Annotated in this window: 12 protein-coding genes; all 12 read right to left on the bottom strand. The window is 59.8% G+C overall.

Annotated features, from left to right (window positions below; translation table 11 throughout):
* Entirely contained in the window at positions 1-969 is a 969-nt protein-coding gene (ftsX, locus tag FO488_RS06835) for a permease-like cell division protein FtsX (protein ID WP_149209868.1), read from the bottom strand.
* Positions 926-1,615, bottom strand: a complete 690-nt coding sequence (gene ftsE / locus FO488_RS06830) for a cell division ATP-binding protein FtsE (RefSeq protein WP_149209867.1) — start codon at positions 1,613-1,615, stop codon at positions 926-928. The genes ftsX and ftsE overlap by 44 nt, the downstream gene beginning before the upstream one ends.
* Positions 1,616-1,724: 109 nt before the next feature.
* Entirely contained in the window at positions 1,725-2,144 is a 420-nt protein-coding gene (locus FO488_RS06825) for a general secretion pathway protein GspG (RefSeq protein WP_240732256.1), read from the bottom strand.
* A 79-nt stretch (positions 2,145-2,223) separates the two neighbouring features.
* Entirely contained in the window at positions 2,224-2,733 is a 510-nt protein-coding gene (locus FO488_RS06820) for a type II secretion system protein (RefSeq protein WP_149209865.1), read from the bottom strand.
* Complete coding sequence (locus tag FO488_RS06815) at positions 2,720-5,278, bottom strand: cohesin domain-containing protein (protein ID WP_149209864.1); 2,559 nt, start codon at positions 5,276-5,278, stop codon at positions 2,720-2,722. Before FO488_RS06815 ends, FO488_RS06820 begins: the two co-directional genes overlap by 14 nt.
* 33 nt (positions 5,279-5,311) lie before the next feature.
* On the bottom strand, positions 5,312-5,953 hold the full coding sequence (locus tag FO488_RS06810; RefSeq protein ID WP_149209863.1) for a hypothetical protein: 642 nt from the start codon (positions 5,951-5,953) through the stop codon (positions 5,312-5,314).
* Entirely contained in the window at positions 5,950-6,498 is a 549-nt protein-coding gene (gene pilO / locus FO488_RS06805) for a type 4a pilus biogenesis protein PilO (RefSeq protein WP_149209862.1), read from the bottom strand. Before pilO ends, FO488_RS06810 begins: the two co-directional genes overlap by 4 nt.
* Positions 6,495-7,034, bottom strand: coding sequence for a PilN domain-containing protein (locus FO488_RS06800; RefSeq protein WP_149209861.1), 540 nt, complete (start codon positions 7,032-7,034; stop codon positions 6,495-6,497). Before FO488_RS06800 ends, pilO begins: the two co-directional genes overlap by 4 nt.
* Complete coding sequence (gene pilM / locus FO488_RS06795; protein ID WP_240732255.1) at positions 7,034-7,960, bottom strand: type IV pilus biogenesis protein PilM; 927 nt, start codon at positions 7,958-7,960, stop codon at positions 7,034-7,036. Before pilM ends, FO488_RS06800 begins: the two co-directional genes overlap by 1 nt.
* Positions 7,961-7,979: 19 nt before the next feature.
* Positions 7,980-9,698 carry a GspE/PulE family protein gene (locus tag FO488_RS06790; protein WP_149209859.1) on the bottom strand — a complete coding sequence of 573 codons (1,719 nt, stop codon included), beginning with the start codon at positions 9,696-9,698 and terminating at the stop codon, positions 7,980-7,982.
* An 8-nt stretch (positions 9,699-9,706) separates the two neighbouring features.
* Positions 9,707-10,918 carry a type II secretion system F family protein gene (locus FO488_RS06785; protein ID WP_149209858.1) on the bottom strand — a complete coding sequence of 404 codons (1,212 nt, stop codon included), beginning with the start codon at positions 10,916-10,918 and terminating at the stop codon, positions 9,707-9,709.
* A gap of 266 nt (positions 10,919-11,184) precedes the next feature.
* The gene (locus FO488_RS06780; RefSeq protein ID WP_149212103.1) at positions 11,185-13,443 is read right to left on the bottom strand and encodes an NADP-dependent malic enzyme; all 2,259 of its coding nucleotides are present in this window, start codon (positions 13,441-13,443) and stop codon (positions 11,185-11,187) included.
* Positions 13,444-13,611 lie beyond the last annotated feature (168 nt).

The following is a 13,611-nucleotide window of genomic DNA, read 5'->3' as shown; positions in this document are numbered from 1 at the left end:
TCAGACGGTAATGAAACGTTTGAGAGACGTGAGGCTGCCGAGGAAACCGAGCAGGATGCCGGCCACGGCAATGCCGCCCAGATATTCGAGCGGGAGAAAAGCCAGCCCCGAGGTGGCCGGATTGAAGGTCAGAAAACTCCCCGCGTTGTGGAGGAACCCCTCGTACAATCCCCACAGCAGGCCGACGGCAAGCACCGCGCCCGCTCCCCCCTGGATGATCCCTTCGATGAGGAAGGGGGCCTTGATGAAAAAGCGCGTGGCGCCCACCAGCGCCATGACTTCCAGTTCATCGCGCCGGGAATAGATGGTCAGCTTGATGGTGTTGGAAACGATGAACACCACCGCGACTACCAGGAAGCCGCCCAACAGCGCCCCGAGCAGCCGCATGAAGTTCAGGAAGGTGTTGAAGCGCCGGACCCATTCTTCGCCGTACTGCACCTCGGTGATGCCGGCAATGCCCTTGAGTGCGGCGACAAACGTCTCGACCCCGCGGGTATCCCGGTTCGCCCGCTTGAGGGAGATCTCGAAGGAGGTGGGCAGGATATCGGACCTGACCCCCTCGAGCAGCGTCTCCTGCCCCCGGAGCCTGCCGACAAAACGCTTGAACGCCTCGTCCCGGGACACGTAGCCGATGCGGGACACGCCGCCCAGGGCCATGATCTTGCCGCGCAACGCCGTCTGTTCCTGGGCGCTCAGTTCGCGGTCGAAATAGACCGTCACCTGGACCCGTTCGCTCCAGTTCTCCGCGGCATTCTCCAGATTGACGAACACCAGCAGAAACAGCGAAACGATCAGGAGCGCCAGGGTGATGGTGCCGACCGTCACCACATTGACGAAGACATTCTGCCGTATGTTGGTCAAGGCGCGGTTGCAATAATAGCCGAGCCGGCCGCCGAACCCTTCGCCGGCAAGATTGGGGCGTATGCTAGGCTGGTTCGCCGGGGGCGCCTTCTTTTTCCACCTGTTCAACGATCTCTCCCTTGCTGAGGGTTATCAGCCGTTTGTGACAATTATCGATAAGCCGGCGGTCATGGGTGGCGACCACGACCGTCGTCCCCCGCACGTTGGCTTCCTTGAAGATGGTAAGGATCTGGTTCTTGTTGGCGTCGTCCAGATTTCCGGTCGGTTCGTCCGCCACGAGAATCTTGGGGTCGTTCACCAGTGCCCGCGCCAGGGCCACCCGCTGCTGCTCCCCGCCGGAAAGGCGCTGGGGGGTCATGGCGATCTTGGAGTCCATGCCCATCTGCTTCAGCACGTGCATGACCTTCTTGCCGATGTCCGCCCTCCCCCATCCCAGGACCTCGAGGGTGATGGAGACGTTTTCGAAGACCGTCCGGTTGGGGAGCAGCTTGAAGTCCTGAAAGACGACCCCGACACTGCGGCGGAGAAAAGGGATCTGGGACCGGGTCATGCGGGAGACGTTCTGACCGTCGATCAGCACCTGCCCCCGGGTGGGGGTGAGGGCGCCGTACAAAAGGCGCAGCAGCGTGGTCTTTCCCGCCCCCGACGGACCGGTCAGGAAGACGAACTCCCCCTTTTCGATCCGCAGGTTGATGCCGTTCAAGGCCGTGGCATCCTTCTGGTACGCCAAGGAAACGTTATGTAACTGGATCATGTGATTTACCTGTGGTGGTTATCGGACAAACTCGGACTGGAAGGCGTGCAAGCCCCCTGCGGCACGACGGGTGCCGTCCGTCCCGGCAGCGGGCGCCGCGCCTGTCACCTCAATATTCGTTGTAGGGAACGCCATTGGTCCCGACGAGATCGGAGCCGCTATGGACATCATACACATTGCCCTGGTTGACGTTCAGTATCTGCCCCGCGCGGATGCTCGACGTATCGAAGACATTGCTCGAACTCGAACCGGAGGGCGAAGATCCCCCCTCGGCCGGCGGCGGAACGGTCACCCAGGTATCGTTTTTGCCGGTAAAGGGGTCTTTGGGGATCCCGCGCAGGTATTTTTTGTCCGCCAGTTCGGCGAGCGTATCGGGGTACTTGCCCTGATCGGCATAGAACTGGTCGATGGTGGAGCGGAAGTTGTACAGGTCCTCCCGCAGCACCGACTCCTTGGTTTTGATGATGCCCCACTGGTAGTTGGGCACGGCAATAGCCGCCAGGATGCCAATGATCGAAACCACGATCATCAGTTCGATCAGGGTGAAACCGCGGTCGTTGCCCCGCAGGCCGTCGGAAGCCGGAAGGGCATGAAACCGCGCCGGGCGCTCACCAATCTTTGTATTTCGTCCCATCAATGGCCGTTCCTTCACTCAATGAGTACACATCGTAGACATCTTCGCCGCCCCACACGCTGGAATCCGGCTTGTCGGCATAGGAGCGCATGCCCCATTTCGGCTCTTCGCCCGGCCGGGGCGGATTCGTCGGATCGGACGGTATCCTGCGCAGGAATTTCTTCTTGGTCGCGTACAGGCCGCCGAAATCATACCCGTCCACCAATTGCTGCAGCGTTTCCGGGTACCCCGACTTGTTGGCGGATTGCAGCATCTTTTTTTCGGTTATGGCCTTGTCGTAGCTCTTTTTAAACTCGTCCAGGGCGGTGCGGATGGTGCGCAGGTTCTGGTGCAGTTCAATCTCCCGGGACCGGGTGCCGGTCATCTGCATCATGGGCATGATGACCGACGCCAGGATAGCCAGGATGGTCATCGTCACGATCAGTTCCACCAGGCTGACGCCGCGACGACCAAACAGTTGGCTGCCCTGCCTACGGTTTAACATCAATTGCCTTGCTGAACGGGACCATTGCATATGGTTTGCCGTCGGTGGCGGCAAAGGTGACATCGCCAAAGACAAAACTGGCAAGCCCCGGCTGCTTCGCCTTGAAAACAAGGGTTGCAACGGTTCCACTGCCCGAAATGCCGCCATTTTCCGTTTTTCGTGAAAGGCTGACCGTCACCGTTCCGTTTGCAGGTTGCGCCTCGCCGGAGAAAGTTGTCGGCATGCCGTCACCCTTGAGCAGTTCCCCTTCCGCCACCGAGACAAAATCAAGTTTTGCCGTATCATAGGTCAGCACGAAAGCAGATTTCGCCAAATCCTTGACAAAGCTGGCCTTGACGTTGACGGTAAACGGCTGCCCGACAGTGGTGGCGGCCGGCATCACAAATTCAAGCATTCCCTTGTCCGGAACCCACGTGGCTTTCGCCGCTGCCGAAGGCGCGCCCCCGGTCGCTGCTGATGGGGCCGCCGGGGAAGCCGCCGCCCCCTCTTCTTCGCCTTTTTCTGCGGCGATGCGTTCCTGCTCGGCGTTTTGCTTCGCCTGACGTTCCTTTTCGCCAAGCGATGCCGGCGGCACGGCAGGCGGAATCGGGCGCTTGGAGCGTCGTGTCGTTAACGTCTGAATGGCCGGTTTTGTCCGCGAGAGCTGGTCGGTAATCGCCTCGGACGGGGAAACCTGCGGCACATTCCCGTCCGTCGAAAAGACCGGCTCCTCTTCGAAGGCCCCCAGCGGCCGAACCAGGGAAGGGTCGTCTTCCTTGCCGGACATGAACGCGGAGAGGTCGAGCTGGGGTACGGTCACCCCTCGCACCAGCCGCGGGGTGATCGCCAGCACCAGTTCCGTCTTGGATTTGCTGCCGGAATTGTTGGAAAGGAGCGGTCCGATGAGCGGCAGATCCCCCAGCAGGAAGACTTTGCTCTTGCTGTCGCTGTTGGTGTGCGAGATCAGGCCGCCGATGACGCTGGTTTCGCCGTCCTTCAGGCTAAGCACCGTTTCAAGGTTGCGGGTGCCGATGGTGACGACCTTGGTCGCGCTATCCGTGCTGCCCACGGTTTCGGTGGAGAGGATCGAGCTCACCTCCAGCGAGAGCTTTATGGTGACTTCATTGTTGAGCTGAATGGTCGGCTCGGCGTTCACCTTGACCCCCACGTCCACGTACTGGACATTGACGCTCGTGGTGGAGTTGGTGGTGGTCGTGGTGGTGATCGGGACCCTGGTGCCGACCGTGAACTTGGATTTTTCCTTGTTCTTGACCCTGACCTTGGGGTTGGACAGCACCTCGCCCTTGGACAGCGTCTTGCCGAAATTGTAGGTGGCGTTGGGCACGGTCACGTAGCCGCCGTACCCCTTGATGGAAAAGGCGCGGATCAGGCTGCTGATGGTGGACGACGACGTGGTCGATGACGTCGATGTGGTTGTTGTCGTCGAAAGGCTGGAAGAGAGCGCCGTGCCGTCCGGCGCAAAGCCCCCCAGCTGCACGTTGTAGGAACTGAGCAGGAGCCCCACGCTTTCCGTGTTCGAATCGTTGAGCTCCACCACCTCCACGTCGAGCAAGACCTCCGGTTCGGGGACATCGTGGGCGTCCAGGATCTTGTCCACCACATCGACGACATCCTTGGTGTCGCGGACAATGATCGAGTTGGAATCTTCATTGGCCTGGATCTTGCGCACCTGCAACATGCCCCGGATCAGGTTGATCGCCTTCTTGGCCTCCAGGTAGTTGAGATGGAAGGTACGCACCTCCATCTCTTCGTACTGCTTTATCTTGTCCGGCACTTTGGGGTAGATGATCACCGTGCTTTCGTTCAGCACCTTGCGCCCCAGCTTGAACATGTTGGTCAGTAGGTCCAGGGCCTGCTGAAAGGTCCCGTTCTCCATGTAGATGGTGACGTTCTGGTCTTTCACGAGATCGTCAAACACGAAATTGATGCCGGAAAGCCGGGTGAGGATGCTGAAGACATCTTTGATCTTGGCATCCTTGAACTTGAGCGTAATCGGCTTGGCCGACTTGAGGTTCAGTTCGAAGCCTTCAAGCTTGCTCTTGCGCATGCCGCTGACACGCCGCAAGGCAGCCTGGTACTCCTTGTTGTCGGGACAGAGCGCCACCGCCTGGGTAAAGGCGCGATTGGCTTCCTTGAGCTTGTTGGCCTTTTCAAGCTCCGCCCCCTCCTGGAAGGCAAGCTGGGCATCCTTCAGGCGGCCGGCCGCTTCAACCTGCTGTTTGTAGGCAGCCTGGCCGGGATCGAGCCCGTAGGCACTCTGAAACGCTTCCAGCGCCGCGACATAGTCCCCCTTGGCGCTGAGCTGAATACCGTCCCGGTAATGCCTGTCGGCGGCCTTCTGGCGGGCGCTGAGGAAACGCACCCGGTATTCGCCGGCCTCGGGCTCCTTGCGAAAGGCCTCGGCATAGCTGTACATGGCCTCGTCGTAGCGCCCTTCAGCCTCGAATCGTTCCCCCGTGCTGAAAGCCTGGCGTCCGCCCGTACATCCGGACAGCAAGGTAATCGCAATGAGGCTTGGTATGGTCAGATGAATCAGATAGCGCATCCGTAGCGTCTCCTCTGGAACTGTGTTCATGCGTCAGGGCACTGCTCTGAGCGAGAGATTTTCCATGAGCGGTATGACAATCTCTTCTCCCGTATCCGTAACCTGAATGGTCAACGCCTGTTCGGTAATCGATGCGGCCTTGTAGCGCTTTTCGAAAATATCGCCCTTTTTCACCAGGAAGATGGCGCTATCCTTGGACAAAAAGATGGTTTTTTGCTGATCCTTGCTGAGAAACCCCTTGAAAACGAATCGGGCCAATTCACGCCTGGTTTGCTGCGCCCGCTCCTCCGCGGGCGTCAGGGGCGGGGCGATCTTGGGCGGCGGAGCCGGCGGGGGTGGCAATGGGGGCGGTTTTACCTGCTTAAGCGCCGCTGCCCTGTTTTGCATGACCTTGATCTCATCGACAAAGAGTGGCTTGAAGATATTGCGGCGATACCCCTTGAAAAGATCCTGCCCCTGGTCGAGAAGCCCCAGCCTCAAGATACGGGCGTCGCTCGGCAACGCCGGTGGCGGGGCTGGGCGTCCCGGGGTACCCGAACCGGCGGCGCCCCGCTGGCCCGGGGCGTATTTCAGGGTGGGAGCGACCTTGGGGCGGGGCGTGGCCCAAAAGCTCCAGATCACGGCAGCAACCAGCGCGATGAGCAGTATGAACAGAATCAGCCGTTGCCGGTTCATGGGACCTCCCGGAGATACACCGTCAGGTGAAGGTCCATAACGACGTTTTCCTCATAGGGGTCGCTGTTCGCCATGGTCATGCCGTCGATGACGATCATCTCCCCGTGTTTCTGCATGTCCGCCAGGAAATTCTTGACTGCGGCGTACCTGCCGCTGACGGACAGGGAGATGCCGTAGGAGAGGAGCGCCGAGTTCTCCTTTACCTGCGTGGGCTTGTAGGTGACCGTTACGACCCTGACGCTGTCGGAAGACGCCGTATCGAAGATACCTCCCAATAACCGGGGAAACTGGCTCTTATGGGGGATGCGGCCTCGCACTTGTTCCAGCTCGGCCTTGCCCCGGCGGTAGATCGTTGCGGCATCGTTCTGCCCGGCAACCGCTACGCGGCGCCGCAGGTCGCCCCATTTGGTCTGGGCATCGCTGATGGCGGATGCCAGATACCCCTTCAAAACCACAAGCACGGCGATGTTGAGGAGCAGGAGCACCAGGACCGCCACAAGGACACGCCGCCTCTGGCTGGCTATTTCCAGGATCATCTGGTTCATTTCGACGCCATCCTGCAGGAAAGGCTGAATTGTACGCCACGGGTCTTGTCGCCCATCGCCACGTCTCGGTGGGACAGGAGCAGGGCTCTGGTAAATGCCCTGGATTCATCGAACTTTTCCATAAAGGCGCGAACGTTCGCAAAGGAGTGTGCCAAGCCTTCGATCTTCACCTCGCCGGTTTTCATGTCAGGCGCCAGGGATGACACGGCGATACCCTCAGGCGTGACCTCCTCCACCTGATCGAGGAGTCCCAGCCAGTTAAAGGCCTTGCGTTCGATCACGCCGTTGAAAAAGGTTATGTCCGCCAGCAGGCGGGTGTAGTCGCGTTCCGGGATGTCCTTGGGCCGGCTGTTCAGCCGGCCCTCATAGGTTGCGATATCCACCCTCAGGCGTTGCAGTTCCCCGAAATTACTGAATGCAATCACCACGTTCCATGTCAACACGAGGGCAAGCAGGGCAAGGGCGGTGTAGCAGACCTGGCTGATCAGCCGTTGGTCTACATAGGTTCTGGTGGCCAGATTGATGGTGAAACGCATCACAGACTCCTCAGGGCGGCGCCGATGGCGGCGGAAAAGAGGAAGAGCGACTCCTGGTCCCCGGGTGCCCCGTCGCCGGGTGTCACGGCGGTTTTGGTTTCCAGCAGGGTTGCCTCCGATCCGGCCGCTTCGGCAACCATCTCGCAGAAAGCGTGGGCCGCATCAGGGGGGGCGCAGCAGAACACATTGGCCGTATTCCGTTCGGGAAAGCGCTCCCGGTAGACCATGAGCGAGTTATTGATCTCCATGAAGACACGGTTATCCACGGCCTCCGTGCCGGCAAGCTCCTTGACCCGGATGAACTCGGGTATGTCGCCGTAATAGGCCATGATGCCGAGGGTATGGTTGTGAAAAAAGATCAGGAGACAGTCGTCCAGCAGGGCCAGGCGACGGTCGAATGCCCGGTAGAGGTTGAAACTGTTGAAATCGATCCGCGCCGGCGTGAACCCCGCCGATGTGAGTACGTCCTCGTATTGCCCGATGACCGTGCGGGATACCAGGGCTACCAGCAGGGCCATATCGCCGTTCTCGCGAATTTTCAGCACCTGGTAATCCAGATGAGCATCGGCGGCATCGAACGGAAGGTTTTTCTTCAACTTCCAGCGGATCATGTCCAGGCCCTCTGCCCGGTTTTTGAAACGACCTTCCATATCCAGCAGCATGATGCGCCCAGTCGAGTCCGGCAGGGTAAGGGAAAGGCGCTTCGAACGATGCAGCAGCAGGTTGTGGGCGCTCTGGAAACGCTCGACAAATGCCTGCGGGTCGAGAATATTCGCTTCACGCAGCGAACTGCGCACGGTGCCTGCCGCCAAAGGCGCGTAGGCGGTTCTCTCCAGGCGCGGCGCGGCGGCGGTGCCCCCCAAAAGGGCAAAGGCCATGCCGGATGGGTTTATCTCGGCTCCGAGTGAAGTCTTGGCAAGCAGCATAGTGGTCAATTCATCCCCGTTATTCCACGAACGTAACGCGGTTGATCTCCTTGAGCGTCGTTTCCCCGGCAAGCAGTTTTTCTACGGCGGCCTCCCGCAGAAAAACGACCCCGGCCCCGCGGGCGGTCTGTTTGAGCTGGGTGGCCGGCACCCGGGCGATAATCAGGTCCCTGATCTCATCATTGAATTCGAGCAGTTCCACAATGGCGGAGCGCCCCCGGTATCCGGTCCCGTTGCACTCCTCGCACCCCACCGCCTCGTACAGGACGACATTGCGCGTACATTCCGGGTCAACCCGGGCCTCCCGCAGTTCGTCGTCGGAGTAGCTGACCGGCCGGCGGCATTTCATGCAGACCCGCCGCACCAGGCGTTGCGCCATGACACAATTGAGGCAGGAGACGAAGTTGTAGGGGTCGATCCCCATGTGAATGAAGCGTCCGATCACGTCGAAGGCGTTGTTGGCGTGCACCGTGGTAAAGACCAGGTGTCCGGTCAAGGCCGATTGCACGGCAATCTGGGCGGTCTCCGAGTCCCGGATCTCGCCGACCATGATCTTGTCCGGGTCGTGGCGCAGGATGGAGCGCAACCCCTTGGCAAAGGTGAGCCCCTTCTTCTCGTTGACCGGGATCTGGAGCACGCCGCGCAGCATGTACTCCACCGGGTCCTCGATGGTGATGATCTTGTCCTCGCCCGTGTGGATCTCGGTCAGGGCCGCATAGAGGGTCGTGGTCTTGCCCGAGCCGGTGGGGCCGGTCACCAGCACCATGCCGTACGGTTCGCGGATCTTTCTGCGTAGCCGTTTGATCTCCCGTTCGCACACCCCGAGATTTTCCAGGGAGAGCCCTTTCATGTCGCTGGCGATGCTCTCCTTGTCCAGGATACGGATGACCGCATCCTCCCCCAGGGCACTCGGCATGATGGAGACGCGGAAGTCGATGGACTTTTCGCTGAAGCGAATCTTGAAGCGTCCGTCCTGGGGGATGCGCCGCTCGGAGATGTCCAGTTCGCTCATGACCTTGAGGCGCGAGATGATCGGCCCCTGAAAATGCAGGTCGATAGGCTCGTTGGCCCGGTAGAGGACGCCGTCGATGCGGTACTTTATCTCGACGCCGTCGTGGCCGGTCTCGATGTGAATATCACTGGCGCGGCGGTTAAGCGCATCCAGGATGGTACTGTTGACCAGCTTGATGATCGGGCTCGTGTCTTCGGAGATGCTCTCCACCGACAGGACCTCTTCACCCCGGTCGGTTTCCTTGACCAACTGCAGCATGAAGTCTTCCGAGACCTCGCGCAGCACCCGGCGCGTTCCCTCCCCCGCCTTGGCAAGGGCGGCGACGGCCGACTCCGCGGCAATGCGGATCTGCAGGGGGCGGTCGAACAGGAGTTCAAGCTCGTCCAGCTTCACCACGTCCGTGGGATCGGAAACGGCGACCACTATGGAGTCTTCCGCCATCTCCAGCGGCACGAAGCGGAAACGGTAAAGGGCGTCGGGCGGCAGGGAATTGAGCAATTCCTCATCCGGCTTGAAACTGGTCAGGTCCACGTATTCCAGGTTGAACTGCTCTGCCAGGGCACGGGCCAGGTCATCGTCGCTGATCAGCCCATCCTGGATGCAGATCTCCCCGAAACGCAGCTTGCTGGTAGTCAATTTATCCAGCACGACCGGTAACTGGTCCGCTGCGAGCGAGCCGCGTTCGATAAGGATCGTGCCAATTTTTTTCCGCCGGTACGACTGCATTGCCGCTCCTAGCCGCCTACCGTGCCCGCGATCTTGAAGATGGGCAGGTACATGGCAACGATGATGATGCCGATCACCACGCCGACAACAAGCATGATGGCGGGTTCTATGGCCGTTGTGAGGACGTGCATGCGCTCCTCCAACTCTTCCTCCAGATAATCGGAAATGTCAACCAGCATATCCTCCAGGGCGCCGGTCGCCTCCCCCACCCCCAGCATGCGCAGCGCAAGGGGCGGCATGATATTGATCCGCTCCAGGGCGGTGGAAAGCCTCCCCCCCTCCTCGATGAACCGGACCGTCTCGAAAAGGCGCTTTTCCATGTACCGGTTGTTGAGGGTCCCGATGCACATGCGGAGCGACTCGATGATCGGTATGCCGCTACCGAGCACCGTTGCCAGGGTACGGGTAAACCCGGCCACCGAATACTTGGTGAACACGTCGCCCGCCACGGGGATCGTCAGCTTGAAACGATCGACCGTGTAGCGGCCGGACTCAGTACCGACCCAGGAGCGATACGCGGCGATCAGGCCGACCACCAGAAGCACCCCGAAAATGGCGAAATGGCGGAGAAACGAGGTGAAACCGATCAGCATCCGGGTCGGCGCCGGCAACTGGGACCCGGAGTCGGCATAGACCTGGCTGAAGGTGGGCACCACGTACAACAAAAGCAGGGTAATGGCTATGAATGCGAAAATAATGAGTATGGAGGGGTAAAACAACGCCGAGATGACCTTTTTGCGAATGCCGTCAACCCGTTTGAGATACTGGATATACCGCCGGATCGTGCGGAGCAGGTCGCCGGTCCTTTCTCCGGCGCGGATGGAGGCGACGTACAACTGCGGAAATGCGCGACCATGCTTGTCCAGGGCGGCCGAGAGCGCTGCCCCTCCCTTTACGTCTTCACGCACCTGCTGCAGTATCTCGGCGAGCTTGCCCGCCTCGTGCCGCTCCAGGATCGCATCGAGCACCTGCATGATCGGCATGCCGGACTTGATCAGGACGAGCATTTCCTGATTCAGGGTCAAAAGCGACCGGTTATCGATGCGGCGCCGCTTCAATCCCTTTTCGAAAAGAAACTGCAGCGGCTTCTTCTTTACTTCAAAAACAAAAAAACCTTGGTCTTCCAGGCTTTTGCGCAACTGCAACGGCTCATCCGCTTCGAGATCGCGAAACACAACTTTGCCGTCGGCTGCGCCGAGTTTGCAGGTATAAATCGCCATAACTGCGTTAAAATATCACATCGCACCTCAAATTCAAACACAAAAACCACAGGCTGACCGCCTGTGGTTTTTGTTGCACAATGCCCTGTCGGGGCTCTGAATAATCCTCACGGGGAGGCGACGAAACAGGGGATGGCTAAAGAAAACATATCACATAGTTATCACGGCATTCCGCCACCTTGCAATCCCCGGGATGCCGCAGACGATCTCCTGATGGCCTAATTGGGCTCACCATGCGGGGCTTCGCGCGCACACCCCCGATCATGTCATGATATCTGGGCGTCCACCACGGCTATGGCCGCCATGTTGACGATGTCGTCCACGTCATCCCCCCGCTGCAGGACATGGACCGGCTTCTTCATGCCCATGAGGATCGGCCCGATGGCCTCGGCCCCCCCCAGATGGTGCAGGAGCTTGTAGCAGATATTCCCCGAGTTCAGATCCGGGAAGATGAGGATGTTGGCCGCCTCTTTCAGGTTGGCGAAGGGGAAGCTCTTCTGGAGAATCTCCGTGACCACGGCGGTATCGGACTGCATCTCGCCGTCGATGACAAGCCCCGGCACCTTGTCCTTGACGATCTCCGTCGCCTTTTTGACCTTCAGGGCCTGGGGATGCTGGACCGAGCCGAAGTTGGAGAAGGAGAGCATGGCGATCGTCGGTTCGATGTCGAGCATCTGGGCCTTTTCCGCGGCCAGGATGGCGGTTTCGGCCAACTCCTCGGCGGTCGGCTCGATGCAGACCGTGGTGTCGGCCAAGAGGAAGATCCGCTTCTTGAATATCATCATATAGAGGCCGTGCACGCTGGAAAGACCGGGTTGCTTGCCGATCACCTCCAGGGCCGGACGGATGGTTTCGGGATAATGGGTATCGATGCCCGAGAGCAGGGTATCCGCATCCCCCTGGCGCACCATCATGCAGCCGAAGTGGGTGCGCGACTTGCGAGTCAGGATCCGTCGGGCCTCGGACAGGGTCAGCCCCTTCCGCTGCCGCAGGCTGAACAGCTCCTGGGCGTACGCCTCGGCCTGATCGAAGTTGGCCGGATCGATGATCGGCGCGCTGCCGTTCAGATCAAGCCCCAACTCCTCCATCTTGGCGTTGATCTTGTCCCGGTTGCCGATGAGGATCGGTTTGGCAATCCCCTCTTCGATCAGGATCTGGGCGGCGCGGAGGATTTTTTCGTTGTCCCCCTCGGGAAAGACGATCCGCTTGGGGTCGCTCTTGGCCTTGTTGATGATCAGGCGCATGGTCTCCTTGGCCTTGCCCTGCAGCGATTCCAGGTGTTCCACGTACTTGTCCATGTCGGCGATCGGCTGCCGGGCAACGCCAGAATCCATGGCGGCCTTGGCGATTGCCGGCGCCACCCGCAACAGGGCCCGGGGGTCGAACGGCTTGGGGATGATGTAGTCGCGGCCGAAGGAGAATTTGACGTTGCCGTAGGCCCGGCAGACCGAATCGGGGCATTCCTCCCGGGCCAGTTCCGCCAAGGCGAAGACCGCGGCCTTTTTCATCTCCTCGTTGATGGTCGTGGCGCGCACATCCAATGCGCCGCGGAAGATGAAGGGGAAACCGAGCACATTGTTGACCTGGTTGGGATAGTCGGAACGCCCGGTGGCGACCAGGACGTCGCCCCGCACGGCCCGGGCCTCTTCCGGGGTGATCTCCGGGTCGGGGTTGGCCATGGCGAAGATAATGGGATTGGCGGCCATTTTGCGCACCATCTCCTGGGTGAACGCCCCCTTGGAGGAAAGCCCGAAGAGCACGTCGGCCCCATTGGCCGCCTCTTCCAGGGTGCGCAGCGGCGTATCGACGGCAAAGCGCTCCTTGTACTTGTTCATCCCTTCGGCGCGCCCCCGGTAGATCACCCCCTTGGTGTCGCACATGATCAGGTTTTCCCGCCTCACCCCCAGGGAGATGGCCAGATTGGCGCAGGCGATGGCCGAGGCGCCCGCACCGTTCACCACGATCCTGATCTCGTCGATCTTCTTGCCGATCAGTTCCAGGGCATTGATCAGGGCCGCGGCGGAGATGATGGCGGTGCCGTGCTGATCGTCGTGGAAGACCGGGATGTTCATGGTCTTCTTCAATTCCTCTTCTATGTAGAAGCACTCGGGGGCCTTGATATCCTCCAGGTTGATGCCGCCGAAGGTCGGCTCCAGGAGTTGGCAGGCCCGAATGATCTCGTCCGGGTTCTCGCTGTTCAGCTCGATGTCGAACACGTCGATATCGGCAAAACGCTTGAAGAGAACCCCCTTCCCCTCCATGACCGGCTTGCCCGCCAGGGCGCCGATATTGCCCAGGCCTAGGACAGCCGTGCCGTTGGAGACCACGGCCACCAGATTCCCCTTGGCCGTGTACTGGTAGGCATCTTCCGGGTTCTTCTCGATCTCGAGGCAGGGCTCGGCGACACCGGGCGAGTATGCCAGGGAAAGGTCCCGCGACGTCAAACACGGTTTCGAAGATACAACCTCTATCTTGCCTTTTCTACCGCTCGAGTGATATTCCAATGCACCGGTAATTTTGGCCATCATGTCCTCCAGTTTTAGTTACGGTAAAAAAACAGGGGCTTAGCCCCGGTCATATCGACAACATCTTTATTCAAATTAAAAAAACATATCCCTAAAACACCGTATTTGTCAAGAAGTTAATAAGTACGGATAAAAAAATATTATATCCGCAACTAATGGTTTGCCTCC

It is taken from the genome of Geobacter sp. FeAm09, assembly GCF_008330225.1.
In the GTDB taxonomy this organism is placed as follows: domain Bacteria; phylum Desulfobacterota; class Desulfuromonadia; order Geobacterales; family Pseudopelobacteraceae; genus Oryzomonas.
This window is presented reverse-complemented; position numbering and strand designations above follow the sequence as displayed.